Genomic DNA, 21,459 nt, shown 5'->3' on the forward strand with positions numbered 1-21,459 from the left:
GAGCTTAACCGATCGATTTGGCGTCTGGACGGGGTGTCCGGCCTCAGCTCAGCGCGTGCAAGCGCTCCTTGACCAATAGTCCACCATCGGGCTGGGTTTCGATGAGCGCGCGCTCTTCCAGGTCCTTCATCACGCGGCTGACCATTTCGCGCGAGGCGCCCACCATCTTGGCAATGTCCTGTCGCGAAATCTTGTCGCGGATGCGCAATTCACCGTCCGGGCCTTCCACGGCGAACTCGAGCAGCGCACGCGCCACACGCCCGTAGACGTCCATCAGCGCCAGCGATTCGATCTTGCGGTCGGCGTGGCGCAGCCGTTGCACCAGGCCTCGCATCACGGCGTAGGCCATGGACGAGTTCTCGGGCAGGCAACGGGCGAACTCCAGTCGGCCCAGCATCAGCACATCGGTCTGGATCTCGGCCTTCACCGTGGCCGAATGGGGCTGGTTGTCAATCAGGCTCATTTCGCCGATGTAATCGCCCGGGTGCATGGTGGCGAGGATCACCTCCCGCCCCCGCTCATCGGCCTTGATGACGCGCACCCGACCGGTCAACAGGATGAACAAAGCATTGCTCTTCTTGTCCTGTTCCACGATGACCTCGCCACGTTTGAAGCGGCGCTTGACCACCGAGTCCGCTACGGATGCCGCCTGCGCATCGGTCAGGACGGAAAACAGCGGCACCCGACGAATCAAGTCCAAGCTCGACAACATGGTCATGAAAACACTCTCCTGGAAGCAATTTCAGAAGTCAGCGCGGTGGCACCCCACACAAAATCACCACCGACTGCGTCAAACTGGACATCCTGTCCAGGGCAATAGTTCACCAAATTCGCATCTGCTGGATGCGTATGCTAGCGTAGCGGCTTCTCTTTTGAGCAGTACAGCAACAGAAATGAAGCACAGCAAGCACGCGCGGGTATTGATTCTTGGTTCCGGCCCGGCTGGTTATTCGGCGGCGGTCTATGCGGCTCGCGCCAACCTCAACCCCATCCTGGTCACGGGCATTGCGCAAGGCGGCCAGCTCATGACCACCACCGACGTGGACAACTGGCCCGCCGACGTGGATGGCGTTCAGGGCCCTGAACTGATGGCTCGCTTCCAGAAGCACGCCGAGCGCTTCAACACCGAGATCATCTTCGACCACATCAACCACGTCGACCTCAGCCAGCGCCCCTTCCGCTTGGTGGGCGACTCGTATGAGTTCACGTGTGACAGCCTGATCATCGCCACCGGTGCCTCGGCCAAGTACCTGGGCCTGCCCTCCGAAGAGTCGTTCAAGGGTCGCGGCGTGTCGGCCTGCGCCACCTGCGACGGCTTCTTCTACCGCGAACAGGACGTGTGCGTGGTCGGCGGCGGCAACACCGCCGTCGAGGAAGCCCTCTACCTGTCCAACATCGCCCGCAAGGTCTACCTCATCCACCGCAGGGACAAGTTCCGAGCCGAACCCATCCTGGTGGACAAGCTGATGGCCAAGGTGCAGGCCGGCAAGATCGAGCTGAAGACCTTCCACACCCTCGACGAGGTCCTGGGCGATGCCAGCGGCGTCACCGGCATCCGCATCCGCAACACCCAGACCGACGCCACGGAAGACCTCCAGCTCATGGGCTGCTTCATCGCCATCGGTCACTCGCCCAATTCCGAGCTCTTCACCGAGCAACTCAAGCTGCAGAACGGCTACATCGTCACCCAGGCCGGCACCAACGGTTTCGCGACCATGACCAGCGTCCCCGGCGTGTTTGCCGCCGGCGATGTGCAGGACCACGTCTACCGCCAGGCCATCACCAGCGCCGGCACGGGCTGCATGGCGGCCCTGGACGCCCAGCGTTACCTTGAGCAAGAGGTGGAGACGCTTGAGCGCCCTGCCGAAATCTCGCTATAATGCCGGGTTTTCCGCGCTCAGTCGGGTGCGGATCAGCGATGGTGCCACCACGGCGCCCAGGCCTTCCCTTTGGGGCAGTGCCGGGTGCCAGGCATCTCCGGGGCAACCGCCACCCTGAAATTGGCGAGGTGAGGCAGCGGCCGATGCATGTCGGCCAGGTGCATTCCCCACGGGGATGCAAGCTGCCGTTAAAACAGATGGAGTGTCCTCATGGCACGCGTGTGTGAAGTCACGGGCAAGAAGCCCATGGTGGGGAACAACGTTTCCCACGCCAACAACAAGACCAAGCGTCGTTTCCTGCCCAACCTGCAGTACCGCCGCTTCTGGGTGGAAAGCGAAAACCGCTGGGTGCGTCTGCGCGTTTCGAGCGCTGCACTGCGCCTGATCGACAAGAACGGCATCGACGCCGTGCTCGCAGACATGCGCGCACGTGGTCAAGCCTGATCGCCAACGCAAGGAGTTAACACATCATGGCAACCAAAGGCGGACGCGAAAAAATCAAGCTGGAATCGACGGCTGGCACGGGTCACTTCTACACGACCACGAAGAACAAGAAGACCATGCCCGAGAAGATGTCCATCACGAAGTTTGACCCCAAGGCTCGCAAGCATGTCGAGTACAAGGAAATCAAGCTGAAGTAAGCACACGCGTTTCTGGCGTTACCAGAAAATGCGCAAGAAGCCCGACTGTTCGACAGCCGGGCTTTTTTCTTGCCCAAATGGTCAATCTCTACGCCATTCGTCTTCGGGAGTGCCCCTGATGGTTGAGCCCCGGGAAAGCCGGTTCAATCAAGCTCCGACCAACAGTTTTGGAGGAGATGCACCATGTTCAAAATCATCCTTGCCGTGTTCGCCGCCTTGTACGCTTCGCTGGCCATGGCCGCCGTGGAGGTCAACACGGCCACGGCCGCCGACCTGGACACCATCAAGGGCATTGGCCCCAAGATGTCGGCCTCCATCCTGGATGAGCGCAAGAAGAACGGCAACTTCAAGGACTGGGCCGACTTCGCCGCGCGCGTGAAGGGCGTGGGCGAGAAGAACTCGGTCAAATTCTCTGACGCAGGCCTGACCGTCGGCGGCAAAGCGCTGTCTGGCGCGGCGCCCAAGGCCGCAGCGGCCAAGCCGGCCGCAACCCCGGCAACCGCCAAAGCCGCGGCACCTGCCACGGCTGCCGCGCCGGCCAAGAAGCCCGCCAGCGGCGCCAAATGACCTGGCCCGCCCGGCCCCGGGTCTGCTGCAGCCAGCCCGGGCGCCCGCTGCGAATCCTCTAAGATGGTGGGTTTCCCCAAGCCCGGCTTGGACCACCTACAGGATTCGCAGTGTTTTCAAACCTCATGCTGTTCCGGATTGAAGCCGGCTGGCCGCAATCCCTCACCGAACTTCAAGACGCGCTGATGCAGGAGGCCTTTTCGCCCTGCAGCGCCACCCAGCAAAAGGCCACGGGCTGGGTGCCCGTACGTGGCCAGAACCACGGCGAATTCGCGGAATCCGTGGCCGGCCAGTGGATTGCCAAATTCACCATCGAGACCAAGGCCGTTCCGGCCGACGCACTGCGTCGACGCGTGGACGAGCTGGCGCAGCAGATCGAAGCCACCACAGGCCGCGTGCCTGGCAAGCGCGAGAAGAAAGACCTGCGTGACGACGCGCTGCAAGAGCTGCTGCCCCATGCCTTCCCCAAGCAATCGAGCAACTGGGTCTGGCTGGATCCCGAATCCCGCATCCTCGCGCTGGACGCGGCCAGCCCTGGCAGGGCCGACGAAATCACCAGCAGCCTCACGCGCGTGGCGGGCCGTGGATTTGGTCTGCGCCTGATCCAGACCCACAGCACACCGCAGTCGGTGATGGCCCACTGGCTGGGCAGCGAAGAAGCCGATGCCATGCCCAGCGACTTTGCGCTGGGGCGTGAGTGCGAGCTCAAAGGCGGTGGCGAAGAGCCCGCCATGGTCAAGTTCAAACGCCACGACCTGTCCACCGACGAAGTGCGCCAGCACCTGGCCGATGGCAAGCTGCCCATCGCCCTGGCCGTGAACTGGGAAGACCGCGTCCGCTTCACGCTGACCGAAGCGCTGGTGCTGAAGAAAATCGGCTTTGACGACAGCGTGTTCGCCGATGCCGGCGACGACGACGACCGCTTCGACACCGACATCACCATCAAGACCGCCGAGCTGCAGGCGCTGATCGCCAGCCTGCTGCAAGCCCTGGGCGGCGAACAGGCCCCGGGCGCCCTACCTGGCGCTGCGCCCACGCCTGCAGCCGCGCTTTCGGCGGGAGCGACTGAGGCCACGGGCCAGGCCGCAGAGGCATGGGCCGAAGGCCCACCGTTCTGACACTCAACAGGAGTACCAGAACACCCTCGATGAATGATCATCGCAGGTGCACGGATACCCCTTGAATCGCCTCGCACCATGACCGCCCTTCCCCAGGACCTGCGTTTCGCCTTGGCCATCTGCGTGGGCGCCTGCGTGGGTGCGCTCCTGCGTTGGCGCCTGGGGGTGTGGCTCAACCAGCCCGGGGCCTGGATGCCCTGGGGCACCTTGACGGCGAACTGGGTCGGCGCGCTCGTGATTGGCGTGTGCATCGGCATCTTCGAGCTGCGTACGGACCTCGACCCGGCCTGGCGCATGTTCTGGATCACGGGCCTGCTGGGCGCCTTGACCACCTTCTCCAGCTTCAGCGCCGAAGTCATCGCCATGCTGCAGGACGGCCGCCTGGCGCGGGCCCTGGCCACCACCAGCCTGCACCTGGCGGGCTCACTGCTGCTGACCTGGGTCGGGTTGCAGGGCGTGCGCAGAATCCTTTCCTGAGTATGAAACCACTGCCGTTGGTGGTTGAACGACAGTGACCTGATACCCCTTGATCCATTCAACAAGGCATCGCTTCGTGGGATGGGGCGGCGGCGCCCGCACCCTGCCCACAGGGAGCGGCGTCATCGGGCCCTTCTGGGGCCCGCCGCGGCACCGAATTGCCAAAAAACCACGCTTGCCGACATCCAGGCCCCGTCAACAGCGGGAATCCATCGTGCGTTGAAGGATTGCGCTCAGAATGGGTTCAACGGCTTCTGGCATTGACTTTGCTTGAAATCGTGCACCCCGACCCCAAGTCCACTCGGACACACCATGAAAGGGAACCCCCAGATGAACATGCTTTACGACTCCGACACCTTCTCGGTCGTGCACCTGTTCGCCGAAGCCGTGGGGCCGCAAGACGGGCCAACGCTTGAACGCCACGGGTTCGAAATCGTGGACAAACGCACGGGCAAAGAGGTGTATCTGGACGGTTCCTGGGCCGAGCTGTTCCAGGTCCACATCCAAGCCTGGCAGGCCAAGACCCCGACCCAGGAAGAGGTCGAGGACACGCTGGAAGGCTTCGCGGTGCTGGCTCAAAACCCGGTGCTGATGCACTGAGGCCTCATCACCAATCCACCGCGTGGGCGCCCGCCCCCTGAGCCGCCACAGGCCCCTGTGGCGGCTTTTTCATCGGCCGATGCCGGATGAACGGTGCGCGCCCGGCCGCCACGGAACGGCCAGCTCACCCACGCAGCGCATGCGGTGCTTGCTCAGAGGGTCGATGCCATCGCCGCCTCGCTCGGCCGCATCGCCACCCTTGAGCTCGCCGCGCGCCGGCATCCTGCGACGGGCGGATGCCTGCTTGAAACGCCGCCCCGCAGCTGGGGCCCGTCGCCGCTCTCGACCTGCAGGTTCCGGCCGCGCAATCCGGCCTGCGAGAATCGGCGGGTTCGGGGCCTGACCCCGCCGTCCTGTCTAGACCCGCATCGAATGTCCGCCGTGAACACCCTGACCCTGACCCGACCCGACGACTGGCACCTGCACGTGCGCGATGGTGCCGCCCTGCACAGTGTGGTGCCCCACTCCAGCGCGCAAATGGGCCGCGCGCTCATCATGCCCAACCTCAAGCCGCCGGTGACCACGGCGGTGCAAGCCCAGGCCTATGCCGAGCGCATCCGCGCCGCCGTTCCGGCGGGCCACCGCTTCACGCCGCTGATGTCGCTGTACCTGACCGACACGCTGGCCCCGGACGAAATTCGCGCCGCCAAAGCCGCTGGCGTGGTGGCGTGCAAGCTCTACCCGGCTGGCGCCACCACCAACAGCGACGCCGGCGTCACCGACATCCGCAACACCTACGCCACGCTGGAAGCCATGCAGCGCGAAGGCGTGCTGCTGCTGATGCACGGCGAGGTCACCGATCCCGAGGTTGACCTGTTCGACCGCGAGGCCGTCTTCATCGACCGCGTGCTGCAACCGCTGCGCCGCGACTTTCCCGAGCTGAAGGTGGTGTTCGAGCACATCACCACGCGCGAGGCCGCTCAGTACGTGGCCGGCGCCGACACCTTCACCGCCGCCACCATCACGGCGCACCACCTGCTCTACAACCGCAACGCCATCTTCACGGGCGGCATCCGGCCCCACTTCTACTGCCTGCCCGTGCTCAAGCGCGAGCAACACCGCCAGGCGCTGGTGACGGCGGCCACCAGCGGCAGCCCCAAGTTCTTCCTGGGCACCGACAGTGCCCCGCACGCCGCGCTGCTCAAGGAAGCCGCGCTGGGCTGCGCCGGCTGCTACACCGCCTACGCCGCCATCGAGCTGTACGCCGAGGCCTTCGACCGCGCCAACGCCCTGGACAAGCTGGAAGCCTTTGCCAGCCTGAACGGCCCGGCCTTCTATGGCCTGACGCCCAACACCGACACCATCACGCTGCAGCGCGAACCCTGGACCGTGCCCGAGGCCTACCCGTTTGGCGAAACCCAGGTCAAGCCCCTGGGCGCAGGCGAAACCCTGCAATGGAAGCTGCAAGCCTGATGCAGATGATGGGGTATGCCTGAATCTCCGTTTTCAAGACAACGGAGATCGATGCATACCCCGCCTCCATCACACCTCGTTCGGCCCGCAACCCTGGGGCCGCTGGCAGACAGGCCTCTTCAACGGAACAGGACGCCCATGGAACCCGTGCCGCGCATCGCCTTGCTGATCGACGCCGACAACTCGCCGGCCGACCTGATCGACGAAATCCTCACCGAGCTGTCCACCCTGGGCGTGATCAACATCCGGCGTGCCTACGGCAACTGGACCAAGTCGGCACTGGGCGGCTGGCAGGACCGGCTGCTCGAGTTCGCCATCCGGCCCATGCAGCAGTTCGACTACTCGCGGCGCAAGAACGCCTCGGACATGGCGATGACGGTGGACGCCATGGAGCTGCTCTACACCGAGCGGCCCGATGCCTTCGCGATTGCGTCGTCCGACGCCGATTTCACGCCGCTGGTCATGCATCTGCGCGCCAAGGGCGCGGCCGTGTACGGCTTCGGCGCCGCCCAGACGCCCAAGCCCTTCGTCAACGCCTGTTCGCGCTTCCTGTACCTCGAGGCGCTGCGCGAAGCCAGCGAAGAGCCTGCCAATACCCCGTTGACGGAGGCGGTGGCGCCCCAAGCGCACGGCACGCAGCCGCCAGCGGTAACGGCGTCGGACGCCAGGCCCAACGATGCGCCCCCCGCGCCCGAGGGCAGCAACCCGCTGCCGCCCTGCGCCAGCCTGCGCGTGCCCACCTCGCAACTGCGGCAGAACGCCCGGCTGATGAACGGGCTGCGCAGTGCCGTGCAGGCCAATGCCGATGAGCAAGGCTGGGTGCGCGTGGGCACGCTGGGCCACCAGATCGCCAACAAGGAATCGTTTGACGCGCGCAACTACGGCTACGGCAGCCTCAGCAAGCTGCTGGCGGCCACCGAAGCCTTTGAGCTGCGCGACGAAGGCACGCCCAAGGTCGCCGTGCGCGTGAAGCCCAAGCGCTGAGGCCCACGACCGGCCCCCGCCAGCCCCGCAGCCCCGCAGCCCCGCAGCCAGCTGCATTGGGCCAGGGCATCGCCCCGATCGTCGGGCGAATGCGCCTTCAACGGAGTATGCAGGCTTTGTCGATCATTTTTCATCGGCAAGGCCGGAATACTGCCTTCATCAACCCCACCATCTTCAGCATGCCGTCCTGCCACGGCCAGCCGGCCAAGCGGCGCAGTTACCGCATCTTTGAAAGCCTTTTGCGGTGACGGATTTGCGTTCAGTGCGGTTGAAGTTGGCAGGCTTGTCCCTACCATTCGAAACCTGACATCCCTGCCAAAAGGAATCGAGCTCCCCCATGAAACGCATTGCCCTGTTCGTCTTGACCAACCTGGCCGTTGTGGCCGTCATCGGCTTGGTCGCCAACCTGTTGGGGGTAAGGCAGTACATCACCGCCAACGGCATCAACTTCAGCTCGCTGCTCGTGTTCTCCATCATCGTGGGGTTCACCGGCGCCATCATCTCGCTGCTGATGAGCAAGTCCATGGCCAAGATGAGCATGGGCGTGAAGATCATCAACCAGCCCAGCAATGCCGACGAGGCCTGGCTGGTGGACGTGGTGGCGCGGCTGTCGCAAAAAGCCGGTATCGGCATGCCCGAGGTCGGCATCTACGAGGGCGAGGCCAACGCCTTTGCCACGGGCGCGTTCAAGAACTCCTCGCTGGTGGCGGTTTCCACCGGGCTGCTGCGCGGCATGACGCGCGACGAGATCGAGGCCGTGCTGGCCCACGAAGTGGCCCACGTGGCCAATGGCGACATGGTCACCATGACGCTGATCCAGGGCGTGATGAACACCTTCGTGGTGTTCGCCTCGCGCGCGCTGGGTTACGTGATCGACGGCTTCCTGCGCGGCAACCGCAGCGATGACGCGCCGCAAGGCACGGGCATCGGCTACATGATCACCGTGTTCGTGCTCGACCTGGTGTTCGGTTTCCTGGCCCACATCATCGTGGCCTGGTTCTCGCGCCACCGCGAGTTCCGCGCCGACGCGGGCGCCGCTCACCTCATGGGCCAGTCGCAGTCCATGGTCAATGCCCTGGCCCGCCTGGGTCAGATGAACAACCAGGACCTGCCCAACAAGAGCCTGGCCACCATGGGCATCGCCGGCGGCATCGGCAAGCTGTTCTCGACCCACCCGCCGATCGAGCAACGCATCGCGGCCCTGCAACAGGCTCGCTGACCAGCGCCCTGGCGCCCTCGGCCGCACAGCCGGGCAGCGCCAGCAAGACGCCCGACCCAGCCCGGCCCGCGCCGGGCTTTTTGTTGGAGTGCCGGTGCTGAAGGCGTAGCGCTTGAGGGCATTGGCTGACGAAGCCTCACGGCAGCCCTCGCTACACTGGCTGATTCTTGCCGCGGGAAGGATGGACGATGGACATGGACGTGGGGGCGCTGTTCGGAAGCTTTGGTCGCAGCTACCTGTTCGTCATCGCGGCGGTGCTGCCCATCATCAACCCGGCAGCCGTCGCACCGATTTTTCTCACGCTGACCGAGGGCGCCGACGTCGGCACCCGGGTCAGCCTGGCCAAGCGAATTGCCACCAACTCGTTCATGCTGATGCTGGGCGTGTTGCTGGTGGGCTCGTACGTGCTCGACTTCTTCGGCATCTCGCTGCCCATCGTGCGCCTGGGGGGCGGCCTCATCGTCGCGGCCTCGGCCTGGCGCCTGCTCACCGCCAGCCAAGACACCAGCGACCACCGCGAAGCCCTGGCCCAGGCCTTCACGCCCGAGCAGGCGCAACGCCAGGGCTTTTTTCCGCTGACTTTTCCCATCACCTGCGGCCCTGGGTCGATCTCCGCCATCATCACCGTCGGCGTGACCCTGCACGATGGCCGCACGTCGTTCGGCATGGCCAACGCCCTGGGCGGCGCCGCGGCCCTGGCGTCGCTGGCGGCCCTCATCTACCTGGCTTACCGCTACGCGCAGCAGATCCTGCGTCCGCTGGGCGAGGCCGGCATGTTGGTGTTCACGCGGCTGTCGGCCTTCATCCTGCTGTGCCTGGGCATCCAGATCATGTGGGACGGCACGAGCGAGCTGCTGCGCGGGGTGCTGACGCTGCAGGTCCGCATGTGAGCACAGGCGCCATACCCTGGGGGTGAGCGTTGTGGCACCGTGACAGATGTGTGCAATCTGCGCGGCGATTGGCAGGCGCCAGCAGGCGCCGCCCCGTGCAAAGCCACGGAACCTCGTCATAATCGTCTCAAGCGTAGCAAACTGTAAGTCTCACACCGGAGGAACCCCGTGGACATCACCCAACTGCTGGCGTTCAGCGTCAAGAACAAGGCGTCTGACCTGCACCTGTCAGCCGGGTTGCCCCCCATGATTCGCGTGCACGGCGACGTGCGTCGCCTGAACGTGGAACCGTTGGACCACAAACAGGTGTTCGCCATGGTGTACGACATCATGAACGACGCCCAGCGCAAGGCGTACGAAGAATTCCTGGAGGTGGACTTCTCGTTCGAAATCGACGGCCTGGCGCGCTTTCGCGTCAACGCCTTCAACCAGAACCGGGGCGCCGGCGCCGTGCTGCGGACCATCCCGAGCAAGATCCTGTCGCTGGAGCAGCTCAACGCGCCCAAGATCTTCGGCGAGCTGTCGCTGCAGCCGCGGGGCCTGGTGCTGGTGACCGGCCCCACGGGCTCGGGCAAGTCCACCACGCTGGCGGCCATGATCAACCACCTCAACGAAAGCGAGTACGCCCACGTGCTGACGGTGGAAGACCCCATCGAGTTCGTGCACGAGTCCAAGAAGTGCCTGATCAACCAGCGCGAGGTCGGGCCGCACACGCTGAGCTTCACCAACGCCCTGCGGTCGGCCCTGCGCGAAGACCCCGACGCCATCCTCGTGGGCGAATTGCGCGACCTGGAGACGATTCGCCTGGCCATGACCGCCGCCGAAACCGGCCACCTGGTGTTCGGCACGCTGCACACCTCGTCGGCCGCCAAGACCATCGACCGGATCATCGACGTGTTCCCAGCCGAGGAAAAGGAAATGGTGCGCTCCATGCTGTCCGAGTCGCTGAACGCCGTGATTGCCCAGACCCTGTGCAAGACCAAGGACGGCCAGGGCCGCGTGGCCGCGCACGAGATCATGATCGGCACCCCGGCCATCCGCAACCTGATCCGCGAGGACAAGGTGGCTCAGATGTACTCATCCATCCAGACCGGCCATGCCTACGGCATGCAGACGCTGGACCAATGCCTGTCCGACCTGGTGCGGCGCAACGCGATCAGCAAGGCTGAGGCCCGTGGCAAGGCCAAGATTCCGGAGAACTTCCCCGGTTGACGACACGCGGGCGGCCCAGCCGCCCCCTTGGGTTCATTCGGTGCCCAGCGCGGCACCGAGCTGATGGAGGATTCGCATGGAACGCGATCAGGCTTCAAAGTTCATCAACGACCTGCTCAAGCTGATGATCAGCCGCAAGGGCAGCGACCTGTTCATCACGGCCGACTTTCCGCCGGCCATCAAGGTCGACGGACGGATCAACAAGGTGTCGGCCCAGCCGCTGACCGCGGCGCACACCCTGGCGCTGGTGCGCTCGGTGATGAACGACAAACAAGGCGCCGAGTTCGAGCGCACCAAGGAGTGCAACTTCGCCATCTCGCCGGCCGGCATCGGGCGTTTCCGCGTCAACGCCTTCCTGCAGCAGGGCAAGGTGGGCATGGTGCTGCGGTTGATCCCGCAGGAACTGCCCACCATCGATGGCCTGGGCATGCCGCAGGTGCTCAAGGACGTGGCCATGTCCAAGCGCGGGCTGACCATCCTGGTCGGCGCCACGGGCTCAGGCAAATCGACCACGCTGGCAGCCATGGTGGACTGGCGCAACCTCAACTCCTACGGCCACATCGTCACCGTGGAAGACCCGGTGGAGTTCGTGCACCCGCACAAGAACTGCATCGTGACCCAGCGCGAAGTGGGCCTGGACACCGATTCGTGGGAAGCCGCCCTCAAGAACAGCCTGCGGCAAGCGCCCGATGTCATCCTGATGGGCGAAATCCGCGACCGCGAAACCATGGAGCACGCGGTGGCCTTTGCCGAAACCGGTCACCTGTGCCTGGCCACGCTGCACGCCAACAGCGCCAACCAGGCGCTGGACCGCATCATCAACTTCTTCCCCGAAGAGCGGCGCGCTCAGCTGCTGATGGACCTGTCGCTGAACCTGCGCGCCCTGGTGTCGCAACGCCTGCTGCCCAAGCAGGACAGCAAGGGGCGCACTGCCGCAGTCGAAATCATGCTGAACTCGCCGCTCATCGCCGACTTGATCTTCAAGGGCGAAGTCGGCGAGATCAAAGAGATCATGAAGAAAAGCCGCGAGCTGGGCATGCAGACCTTCGACCAGTCGCTGTTCGACCTGTTCGAGGCCAACCAGATCACCTTCGAAGACGCGCTGCGCAATGCCGACTCGATGAACGACCTGCGCCTGCAGATCAAGCTGCACAGCCAGCGCGCCAAGTCGCTGGACCTGGCCGCCGGCACCGAGCACCTGGCCATCGTCTGACGCGGCGCTCAGCCGCGGGCACGGTGGCAATGGCCCACGGCGGCCCGGCCCCGTGTTGGGCACCGCGGGCGTGAGCAGCGGTGGGCGCGGGTAGCGCGCCCACGCCTCGTCGAGCGGGATGGCCTGGACCCGTGCGCCAACCGCGTTGCAGGCCTTTTGAGCAGGCGCAGCGCACGCACGTCGTGCACGCCCGCCGCAGCGTCGGCGCACGACTTAGGCGCCATTCACCGCGCCCGACACACGCGAGTCCCGGGCGCTTCGTACGCCTGAAGCGCCAGGCCAAGCCACGTCCCACCATGCGCGGGCATGGCGCCACGGCATCGACCGCGCCATTGACTTCAACCCATCGACAGTATCGACTCACTGCCGTTTCCAAACAAACGGCAACGCAGCCATACTGCCGTTTACCAGATGCTCAGGTCAGCCAGGCCTTGGGCACCTTCACCGGCATGGTCAACAGGATCTGCGCCATGCCTTTGCCGAGCGGATCGTTGCGCAGCGACGCCATGCCGCCGCCATCCAGGGCCTCTTCGCAAACGAAGTTGACGGCGTCGAAGCCCGGCAGGTCGTGGCGGGTGACGCGCCCTTTGACCAAATGCGCCAGCCACTGGCGCACGGTGTCGGGCGTGACCTGGGCGCGGATCAGCGGCAGGTACTCGGGCCGGCGTGCGATGAGGCCGATGTTCGAGGTGTCGCCCTTGTCGCCACTGCGGCCCCAGGCCAGCGTGATGAGCGGCACGGCCTCGGTTTCGCCGGGCATCTGCACCGGCACCGGCTCGGTGGCTGGCGTCTCGGCCGACGGGGCCAGCGGCACGCCGGCGGGCACCGCCACTTCGGTGCGCACGCCGTCCAGCACCACGGCCGGGTGCAGCGCGCCCTTGTCCAGCAGGAAGGCGTACTGCCGGATGGAGGGCGACGGCGTGGCGCGCCCGCTGCCCGAGCCCGTGGTGCCGGGCGACCAGCTGGTGCCGGCGGGCGCCACCTCGCGCGCGAACAGCTCCAGCGCCGCCTTCTCGGGGTGCATCACCGCCAGGCGCATGACGGCCTCGCGGGTGCCACGCGCCTGGGCGTGCGGGCCGAACAGCGATTCGGCACCCACGATGTCGACGTGCGTGCGCGTGTAGTCGCCCAAGCCACGTTCGGCAAACAGCCGCCGCGTGCGCGTGAGGATGGCCTCGGCCGTGCGCTCGGCCTTCTTCACGGCGTCCACGCCCACGATGGTGAGCTGCGCGTTGCAGCGAAAGCCGTCGACGTAGGTGGCGCTGACCTTGTAGGTGTCGGTGGGCGGCCGGCCGCGGGCGCCCTGCACCTCCACCTGGTCCGGCCCCAGCTGCGTGAGCCGCACCTGGGTGAAATCGCACACCACGTCGGGCAGGATGTAGGCCGCCGGGTCGCCGATCTCGTAGAGGATCTGCTCGCCCACGGTGGCCGTGCTCACCAGGCCGCCCGTGCCCGGCGGCTTGCCCACGGTGAAGCGGCCATCGGCCTGGCAGTCCACCACCGGGTAGCCGATGTTGGCCCAGTCGGGCACCTGCTCCCAATCGGTGTGCAGGCCACCGGTGGTCTGGGCCCCGCACTCGATGATGTGGCCGGCCAGGCTGCCCTGCGCCAGCCGGTCGTGGTCGTCGGCCGACCAGCCGAAGGCGTGCATCAGCACCCCCAGCGTCACGGCCGAATCGACACAGCGGCCCGTGACCACGATGTCGGCGCCCGCATCCAGCGCCTGCTTGACCGGCAGGGCCCCCAGGTAGGCGTTCGCGCTCACCACCCGGGCCGGCAGCGGCTGGCCTTTTTGCATGTCGCGCACACCGGCCTCGCGCAGCTGCGGCACCAGCGGCATCACGTCATCGCCTTCGACCACGGCGATGCGCAGCGTCAGGCCCTGCTCCTGCGCCAGGGCCGCAATCGCAGCCGCGCAGCCATGCGGGTTCATGCCGCCCGCGTTGCTGACCACGCGGATGCCCTTGGCGGCGATCTCCTGCATCAGCGACTTCATGGTCACGGTCACGAAGTCGGTCGCGTAGCCCAGCTCGGGCTTTTTCATGCGCGCCGAGGCCAGGATGGACATGGTCAACTCGGCCAGGTAGTCGAACACCAGGAAGTCGATGTCGCCGTGGCGCACCAGCTGCGGCGCGCCCACGCTGGAATCGCCCCAGAAGCCCGAGGCACCGCCGATGCGGATGGATTGCTTGTTCATGTGGTCTCCTGCCATGCACAGCAGTATCAATCGCTACCGATGACTGTTGAATCGGCAAACAACCCATACTGCATTCAATGAATTGCCGCGCGTCAGCTGCCGGTCCAGTTCGGGGCGCGCTTTTCGCGGAATGCCAGCTGGCCCTCCCGGGCGTCGTTCGTCAGCGCGAACAGGCCGATCTGGCTCTCGGTGAAGGCCATGGCCTGCTCGAACGGCATGGCCTCGACGGTCTTGAGCGTGTACAGGCCCCGGCGCACGGCCGCGGGCGATTTGTTCAGCAGCCGCGCCAGCAGCCAATCGAGCTTGGCGTCCAGGTCGTCGGCCACGTGGTTGATCAGGCCGACCTGCAGCGCGTCCTGCGCGCTGATGGGCTCGCCGCACAGGCACAGCTCGTTCAGCACGCGGCGCGGCACCAGGTTCTGCAGCACCGCCAGCACCTGGGCCGGGAACACGCCCACCTTCACCTCGGGCAGGCCGAAGATGGCCTTGTCGCTGGCCACCGCCATGTCGCACATGGCCATCAGCCCCATGCCCCCGGCCATGCAGGCGCCGTTCACGCGCGCGATCAGCGGCACGGTGGCATGGCGCGCCGTGCGCAGCAGCTCGGCCAGCCCCTGGTAGGGTTGGGCATAGTCGAACGCGAACGACTTGCCCGTGGCGAGGTCGGCGCCAGCGCAGAACGCCTGCTCGCCCACACCGGTGATCACCACGGCCCGGATCGCGGCGTCGGCGCTGGCGCGCGCGATGCCATCGCGCAGCCCCTGCAGCACGGCGGGGCTCATGGCGTTGCGGCGCTCGGGCCGGTTGATGGTCAGGTGCAGCACGGCGCCACGCAGCTCGGTCAGCAACTCGTCACTCATGGGGATCTCCTTTACGTCAGCTCGCGTCGGCTCGTGCCCCGTTCACGGGGCCACGCGCAGCGCGCGGGGGTTCGGTGGCCACAGCATGCGGCCGTTTCTCGGGCTGGGCAGCCCCGCACCGGACTCGGCACGCCTTGCTGCCCCGATGGCACAGGTATTGGCCATTTGGCATTGCATTGCCATCGATCATGACCCGATACACCATCTTGCGAATGAAAGCCTGCCGGCGACGAGTACCTCGCGTCATCGCCGGCCTTGCGCGACAGCGTCGTCACCCCCTGGATGCCGCGCCGGCGCGCAGGCACCGCGCGCTCAGGCCGCGGGTTGCGGCGCCTCGACGCCAAAGCGCAGCAGCATCTGACCCGGGCTGACCTGCTGGCCAACCTCGACCAGCACCTCGGCCACCATCGCCTCGGCCGGCAGGGTCAGCGCATGTTCGAGCTTCATGGATTCGATGACCACGGCCACCGCGCCCGCCACCAGCGTGGCGCCGGGCACTGCATCGACGCGGATCACACGGCCGTTGAACGGCGCACGCAATTCGGTGCCGGCATTGCCCGCGCCGCCTTGCCGGGCCGGCTGCAGGCTGAGGTCGTCCAGCCACAGCTCGGCGCCGGTGTCGGTCTGCAGCTGCCACCGGTCGGTGGCCACACGCTGTGCCCACACATGCCGCATGCCGTCGCTCGCCTGGCACGACCAGCCATGGGTATCAGCCTCTGGCATTTTGTGTTTCATCGACAGCGGCTGCATACCCGCTGACAACGGCATGAACCGCCAGCGTGTGGCGTCGGCCGTGGCTTCGTCGGCCGGGGCTGGCCGTTCGAGGCAGATGGCGCCGTCCCGGTCGACGCGCCCGCTCAGCGCATGCGTGGCATCGCGGTGGCGCAGGCGCAGCGGCCGGGGGTAGGCGCACGGCAAGCGGGTGACGCCGCCCTGCCCCACCAGCGCAGCCGCGGCGACTGGCAAGGCCGCCTGCTCATGGGCCTGCAGCTGCTCGCGCAGACCCGCCGCCGCCGTCTGCAAAAACGGCACCAGGGCCTCGCCGGCGCGAAACGTGGGGTGGTCCAGGCAGGCAGCCAGGAAGGCCCGGTTGGTGTGCAGGCCCAGCACGCGGGTCTCGCGCAGGGCGGCGCACAGCGCGTCGATGGCCTGGGCGCGCGTGGGCGCGTGCACGATGAGCTTGGCCAGCATGGCGTCGTAGTGCGGGGTCACCTCGGTGCCCTGTTCCAGGCCCGAGTCGATGCGCAGCGCACAGCCGCTGCCGACCGGCAGGCCGGGCGCGTCGGGCGGCAGCGCAAACGACGCGGCGGCGGGCCAGTGCAACGCCCGCACGGTGCCGGTGCGCGGCGCAAACTGCTCGTCTTCGGCGCACAGCCGCACCTCGATGGCGTGGCCGCGCGTGCGGAGGTCCGGCACCTCGGCCTGGGTCCAGGGCAGCGGCTCGCCACGCGCAACGCGAATCTGCCAGGCCACCAGGTCCTGGCCCAGCAAGGCCTCGGTCACGGGGTGCTCGACCTGCAGGCGCGTGTTCATCTCCATCAGGTAAAAGCAGGCCGCGTCGCCCTCCCCTTCCAGCAGGAACTCCACCGTGCCGGCGCCCACATAACCGGCCGCCTGCGCCAGCGCCACGGCGCACTCGCCCATGCGGGCGCGCAGCTCGGCCTGCACGGCCGGGCTGGGGGCCTCCTCGATGATCTTCTGGTGCCGGCGCTGCACCGAGCAGTCGCGTTCGCCCAGGTGGATGGCATGACCCTGCGCATCCGCGAACACCTGCACCTCGACGTGGCGCGGGTTGAGCACAGCGCGCTCGATCAGCACGCGGTCGTCGCCAAAGCCCGCCAGGGCTTCGGACCGGGCGCTGCGCAAGGCCGCCGCGAATTCGCCCGCCTGGGTGACCAGGCGCATGCCGCGCCCGCCGCCGCCGGCCACGGCCTTGATCATCACGGGCCAGCCAATGCGCTCGGCCTCGCGCGCCAGCAGGTCGTCGTCCTGGTCGTCGCCGTCATACCCCGGCAGGCAGGGCACCTGGCTCTGGCGCGCCAGGGCCTTGGCGCCGGCCTTGCTGCCCAGGGCGCGAATCGCCGCGGGCGGCGGGCCGATCCAGGTCAGCCCGGCATCCAGCACGGCCTGGGCGAAGTCGGCGTTCTCGCTCAGGAAGCCATAGCCGGGGTGGATGGCATCCGCCCCCGTGGCCCGCGCCGCCGCCAGCAGCTTGTCGACGCGCAGGTAGCTCTCGGCCGACGTGGCTCCGCCCAGCGCATGCGCGGCACGGGCTTCGCGCACGTGCAGCGCACCCGCGTCGGGGTCGGAAAACACCGCCACGGTGTCCAGCCCCATGGCGTGCGCGGTGCGGATCACGCGGCGCGCGATTTCGCCGCGGTTGGCGATCAGGATGCGTTTCATCGGCCGGCCTTCAGTCGCGCTTGGTTTTCGCCATGCCCATCAGCTTGGCCAGGATGCCCAGCATGACCTCGTCGGCGCCGCCCCCGATCGAGCCCAGGCGGCCGTCGCGGTAAAAGCGCGAGACGCGGTTGTCCCAGGTGAAGCCCATGCCACCCCAGAACTGCAGGCAGGTGTCGGACACTTGGCGGCTCATGCGGCCCGATTTCAGCTTGCACATGGTGGCCAGCTCGTGCACGTCCTGGCCGCTCACGTACATCTCGGTCGCCCGGTACAGCAGCGCGCGCAGGCACTCCACCTCGGTCGCCAGCTCGCCCATCTTGAACTGGAACCACTGCATGTCGGCCAGGCGCTGGCCGAACATCTCGCGCTGCTGGGCGTACTCGATGGTGAGGTCGATGAGCTTGCGCAGGCCGCCCGAGTTGCTGGCGGCGGCGAACAGGCGCTCTTCCTGGAACTGCTGCATCTGGTAGATGAAGCCCTTGCCTTCGTCGCCGATGCGGTTGCGCTGCGGCACGCGCACGTTGTCGAAAAACAGGTGGCCGGTGTCGCTGGAGTTCATGCCGATCTTGCGGATCTTGTTCACCGTGATGCCGGGCACGAGCTTGCCGTTCTCGCGCAGGCGCACCATGATCAGGCTCTTGTTGTGGTGCTTGTTGCCGTTCACGGGCTCGCCCGTGTTGGCCAGCATGCACATCCAGTCGGCCTGCAGGCTGTTGGTGATCCACATCTTCTCGCCGTTGATGACGTAGTCGTCGCCGTCCTTGCGCGCGAAGGTGCGCACCGACGACACGTCCGAGCCGGCACCGGGTTCGCTCACCCCGATGCAGCCCACCATGTCGCCGCGAACAGCCGGCGCCAGGAACTCGCGGCGCAGCTCGTCCGAGCCGAAGCGCGCCAGCGCCGGCGTGCACATGTCGGTCTGCACGCCAATCGCCATGGGGATGCCGCCGCACGGGATGTTGTGCAGGGTTTCGGCCATGGCCACGGCGTACGAGTAATCGAGGCCGGCGCCGCCGAACTCAACGGGCTTGGTCAGGCCCAGCAGGCCCAGGTTGCCCAGGCCCTTGAAGACCTGGTGCGCGGGAAAGATGCCGGCCTCTTCCCACTCGTCCACGTGCGGGTTGATCTCGGCTTCGATGTAGCGCTTGAGGCTGCGCTGGATTTCCTGGTGTTCGTGCGTCCACTGCATGGTGTCTCCTGTTCGCGGGTCGTGCGAATGTTTTATGGGGGTATGCATCCATTGCCGTTTCAAACACAAACGACAACACGGGGTACTGCCAAATCAATCACATGCGCTGCACGCCAAACTGCAAGGGCACCAGGTCGCGCTGCCGTGCATCGGCGCAAATGGCCAGGCAATTCGCCAGCACGGCGCGGGTGTCGCGCGGGTCGATCACGCCGTCGTCCAGCATCTGGCCGCTGGTGTAGAAGGCATCGGCCTGGCTCTCGAAGTTCTCCACGATCTTGTCGCTTTGCGCCTGCAGCACGGCCGGGTCGATCGTCAGGCCTTTGCGGGCGGCCGTGCCTTCGGCCACCATGCGCATGGTGCCGGCGGCCTGCTCGCCGCCCATCACCGCGGTGCGGGCGTTGGGCCAGCTGAACAGGAACCGCGGTTCGAACGCCCGGCCGCACATGCCGTAGTTGCCGGCGCCAAAGCTGGCCCCGCACTGCACGGTGATCTGGGGCACGAAGTGACCGGCGTTGGTCACGGCCTGGATCATCTTGGCGCCATGCTTGATCATGCCGGCCTGCTCGCTGTCCTTGCCCACGATGTAGCCCGTGGTGTTCTGCAGGTAGACGATGGGCTGGCCCAGCTTGCACAGCCACTCGATGAAGTGCGTGGCCTTGTTGGCCCCGGCGAAGTCAATCGGGCCGTTGTTGCTGATGAAGCCCACGGGGTGACCGGCAATGCAGCCTTGCACGCACAGCGTGGCAGCCCCATACAGGGGCTTGAACTCGAGCAGGGCCGAGTCGTCGACCAGGCGCGCCATGACCTCGCGCATGTCCACGGGGGTGCGGCCGTCGGTGGACATGATGGACAGCAGGTCGTCCGCGGGCAGCGCCGGCTCGGCTGCCGGCGGCTCGTCCACCCGGGGCTGCCAACCCAGGCCGGCCACCACGCTGCGGGCGATGCCGATGGCATGGCGGTCGTCCTCGGCCAGGTACTCCCCCAGGCCCGAAACGCTGGTGTGCATCTCGGCGCCGCCCAGCTCCTCTTCGGTGGCGATCTCGCCCGTGGCCGCCTTGAGCAAGGCGGGCCCGCGAGGAAGGCGCGCGAGCGGCCGCGCACCATGATGACCACGTCCGACAGACCCGGCATGTAGGCGCCGCCGGCCGTGCCCGAGCCATGCTGGATGGTCACGATGGGAATGCCTGCCGCCGACAGGCGCGCCAGGTTCCGAAACAGGGCGCCACCGCGCACAAAGCCTTCGACGCGGTACTTCATCAGGTTGGCGCCGGCGCTCTCCACCAGGTAGACGAAGGGCAGCTTGTTCTGCAGCGCGATCTCCTGCGCGCGCCAGGTCTTCTCGCCGCCCATGCGCTGCATGGCCCCGGCGTCGATGCCGGAATCGTTGGCCACGATCACGCAGCGCGTGCCGCTGATCCAGCCGATGCCCGCGATCACGCCGCCCCCGGGCACCGACTTGGCCAGGTCAGGCTGGTCCACACCGTAACCTGCCAGCGGGCAGATGGGCAGCCAGGGCCGGCCCGGATCCAGCAGCAAGGCGATCCGCTGGCGGGGCAGCAGCTGGCCGCGCTTGTCGAACAATGGCAGCGCGCGTGCCGAGGCGTCGGCGGCCCGCTGCTCCAGCGCGTGCCATTGGTCCAGGCGCGTCAGCATGGCGTCGCGGCGGCGCAAGGCTTCGGCGCTGCTCGGGTTCCAGCGCGATTCGAACCGGGGAAAAGGCGTGTTCATGGGGCTCATGGATGCAGGAGAAAGGGCCTTCATGCAGCCCGTTGCTTGGACAACACCAGCGGTGAGGTGGCGGGTGACGGCGTGTCGGTGTTGCGGCGCCCACCGCGTCGCCAGGCCTCGCGCACCACGGTTTCGGGGTCGAAGGCCGCCGGCGGCAAACCGGCCGGGCCCGGGGTGCGCGGCTGTTCGCTGACCAGCGCATTCAGGCATTCGCGCGCCAGCTGCTCCAGCCGCAGCGCACCCTTGGGCTTGAACCAGGTCATGCTGCCGTGCAGCACGCCAAACAGCATGGAGCGCGCCAGCGAGGCGTTGGTGCCCAGCAGGCCTTGGTCCTCGAGCTGGGCCAGTGCATCACGCCAAGGCACTTCGTAGGCGTCCTTGAGGACCTGGATGGTTTTGCGCTGTGCGGGCGGCACCGAGCGCCATTCGTGGTGCATCACGGGCACGAAATCGTTGCCCGGCAGCCAGAGCACGTAGAGGTGGTTGAGCACCAGCGCCGCCAGCCGATCGCGTGCCGTGATGTCGCCCGGCAGGGCCGCCAGCACCGCGTCCTGGCTGCGCTGGGCAGAGCGCATGCCCTCCTCCATGATCGCCACCAGCAAGGCGTTCTTGCTCTTGAAATGGTAGAAGGGCGAGCCGCTTTGCATGCCCGTGGCCTGGGCGATGTCGCGCGTGGTGGTGGCGTCGAAACCCTTGCGCCGAAAGTGCTTGGCCGCCGCCACGATCAAGGCCTGGCGGCTGGCGCCGTCGCCCGCCTTGCGGGGACGCCCGCGCCCGCGCTTGGGGATCTCGGGCGCTTCAGAAGGGGACAGGGACTGGGCCGTGCTCATGCCCTTCAGTCTAGGCCAGTTCATCATTTAATCAAGCA

At 66.9% G+C, this 21,459-nt stretch carries 19 protein-coding genes and 1 pseudogene; 13 read left to right on the top strand and 7 right to left on the bottom strand.

From position 1 onward, the window contains the following. Positions 1–43: 43 nt before the first annotated feature. Positions 44–718 carry a Crp/Fnr family transcriptional regulator gene (locus CCO03_RS15520; protein WP_087282498.1) on the bottom strand — a complete coding sequence of 225 codons (675 nt, stop codon included), beginning with the start codon at positions 716–718 and terminating at the stop codon, positions 44–46. A gap of 175 nt (positions 719–893) precedes the next feature. On the opposite strand from CCO03_RS15520, the gene trxB reads away from it, so the two are divergent. The 13 genes from trxB to CCO03_RS15585 all read left to right on the top strand — a co-directional run bounded on the left by trxB (position 894) and on the right by CCO03_RS15585 (position 12,214). Next, positions 894–1,880, top strand: a complete 987-nt coding sequence (trxB, locus tag CCO03_RS15525) for a thioredoxin-disulfide reductase (RefSeq protein ID WP_087282500.1) — start codon at positions 894–896, stop codon at positions 1,878–1,880. 210 nt (positions 1,881–2,090) lie between these two features. Further along, a complete protein-coding gene (gene rpmB, locus CCO03_RS15530) occupies positions 2,091–2,324 on the top strand; it encodes a 50S ribosomal protein L28 (RefSeq protein ID WP_087282502.1) in 234 nt (77 codons plus the stop codon). Positions 2,325–2,350: 26 nt separating this feature from the next. Next, positions 2,351–2,521 carry a 50S ribosomal protein L33 gene (gene rpmG / locus CCO03_RS15535; protein ID WP_087282504.1) on the top strand — a complete coding sequence of 57 codons (171 nt, stop codon included), beginning with the start codon at positions 2,351–2,353 and terminating at the stop codon, positions 2,519–2,521. Between the two features lie 183 nt (positions 2,522–2,704). Continuing rightward, positions 2,705–3,088: a ComEA family DNA-binding protein gene (locus CCO03_RS15540; protein ID WP_087282506.1), complete on the top strand. Its 384-nt coding sequence runs from the start codon at positions 2,705–2,707 to the stop codon at positions 3,086–3,088. Positions 3,089–3,198: 110 nt separating this feature from the next. After that, the gene (locus tag CCO03_RS15545) at positions 3,199–4,206 is read left to right on the top strand and encodes a recombination-associated protein RdgC (protein ID WP_157667729.1); all 1,008 of its coding nucleotides are present in this window, start codon (positions 3,199–3,201) and stop codon (positions 4,204–4,206) included. Between the two features lie 78 nt (positions 4,207–4,284). Beyond that, entirely contained in the window at positions 4,285–4,683 is a 399-nt protein-coding gene (gene crcB, locus CCO03_RS15550) for a fluoride efflux transporter CrcB (protein ID WP_418236029.1), read from the top strand. 330 nt (positions 4,684–5,013) lie between these two features. Then, complete coding sequence (locus CCO03_RS15555) at positions 5,014–5,283, top strand: BTH_I0359 family protein (protein ID WP_087282510.1); 270 nt, start codon at positions 5,014–5,016, stop codon at positions 5,281–5,283. A 372-nt stretch (positions 5,284–5,655) separates the two neighbouring features. Continuing rightward, positions 5,656–6,696 carry a dihydroorotase gene (gene pyrC / locus CCO03_RS15560; protein ID WP_087282512.1) on the top strand — a complete coding sequence of 347 codons (1,041 nt, stop codon included), beginning with the start codon at positions 5,656–5,658 and terminating at the stop codon, positions 6,694–6,696. Positions 6,697–6,834: 138 nt separating this feature from the next. Continuing rightward, on the top strand, positions 6,835–7,680 hold the full coding sequence (locus CCO03_RS15565) for an NYN domain-containing protein (protein ID WP_087282514.1): 846 nt from the start codon (positions 6,835–6,837) through the stop codon (positions 7,678–7,680). 337 nt (positions 7,681–8,017) lie between these two features. Beyond that, on the top strand, positions 8,018–8,899 hold the full coding sequence (gene htpX / locus CCO03_RS15570; RefSeq protein ID WP_087282516.1) for a protease HtpX: 882 nt from the start codon (positions 8,018–8,020) through the stop codon (positions 8,897–8,899). Positions 8,900–9,087: 188 nt separating this feature from the next. After that, a complete protein-coding gene (locus CCO03_RS15575) occupies positions 9,088–9,789 on the top strand; it encodes a MarC family protein (protein ID WP_087282519.1) in 702 nt (233 codons plus the stop codon). 168 nt (positions 9,790–9,957) lie between these two features. Continuing rightward, on the top strand, positions 9,958–11,001 hold the full coding sequence (locus tag CCO03_RS15580; protein WP_087282521.1) for a type IV pilus twitching motility protein PilT: 1,044 nt from the start codon (positions 9,958–9,960) through the stop codon (positions 10,999–11,001). 76 nt (positions 11,002–11,077) lie between these two features. Then, positions 11,078–12,214 (top strand): PilT/PilU family type 4a pilus ATPase, encoded by a 1,137-nt coding sequence (locus CCO03_RS15585; protein WP_087282524.1) that lies wholly within the window; start codon positions 11,078–11,080, stop codon positions 12,212–12,214. Between the two features lie 415 nt (positions 12,215–12,629). Here the strand turns inward: CCO03_RS15585 and CCO03_RS15590 are convergent, their stop codons facing one another. The 6 genes and pseudogenes from CCO03_RS15590 to CCO03_RS15615 form a co-directional block, all read right to left on the bottom strand. Then, positions 12,630–14,411, bottom strand: a complete 1,782-nt coding sequence (locus CCO03_RS15590) for an acyclic terpene utilization AtuA family protein (RefSeq protein WP_087282526.1) — start codon at positions 14,409–14,411, stop codon at positions 12,630–12,632. 92 nt (positions 14,412–14,503) lie between these two features. Continuing rightward, positions 14,504–15,271 (bottom strand): enoyl-CoA hydratase/isomerase family protein, encoded by a 768-nt coding sequence (locus CCO03_RS15595; RefSeq protein ID WP_087282528.1) that lies wholly within the window; start codon positions 15,269–15,271, stop codon positions 14,504–14,506. Positions 15,272–15,583: 312 nt separating this feature from the next. Next, positions 15,584–17,674: an acetyl/propionyl/methylcrotonyl-CoA carboxylase subunit alpha gene (locus tag CCO03_RS15600; RefSeq protein ID WP_087282529.1), complete on the bottom strand. Its 2,091-nt coding sequence runs from the start codon at positions 17,672–17,674 to the stop codon at positions 15,584–15,586. A gap of 10 nt (positions 17,675–17,684) precedes the next feature. After that, the gene (locus CCO03_RS15605; RefSeq protein ID WP_087282531.1) at positions 17,685–18,863 is read right to left on the bottom strand and encodes an acyl-CoA dehydrogenase family protein; all 1,179 of its coding nucleotides are present in this window, start codon (positions 18,861–18,863) and stop codon (positions 17,685–17,687) included. Between the two features lie 97 nt (positions 18,864–18,960). Continuing rightward, positions 18,961–20,591: pseudogene (locus CCO03_RS15610) on the bottom strand (acyl-CoA carboxylase subunit beta). 29 nt (positions 20,592–20,620) lie between these two features. After that, a complete protein-coding gene (locus tag CCO03_RS15615) occupies positions 20,621–21,421 on the bottom strand; it encodes a TetR/AcrR family transcriptional regulator (protein WP_157667730.1) in 801 nt (266 codons plus the stop codon). Between the last annotated feature and the right edge of the window lie 38 nt (positions 21,422–21,459).

Source organism: Comamonas serinivorans (genome assembly GCF_002158865.1).
Classification (GTDB): domain Bacteria; phylum Pseudomonadota; class Gammaproteobacteria; order Burkholderiales; family Burkholderiaceae_C; genus Comamonas_E; species Comamonas_E serinivorans.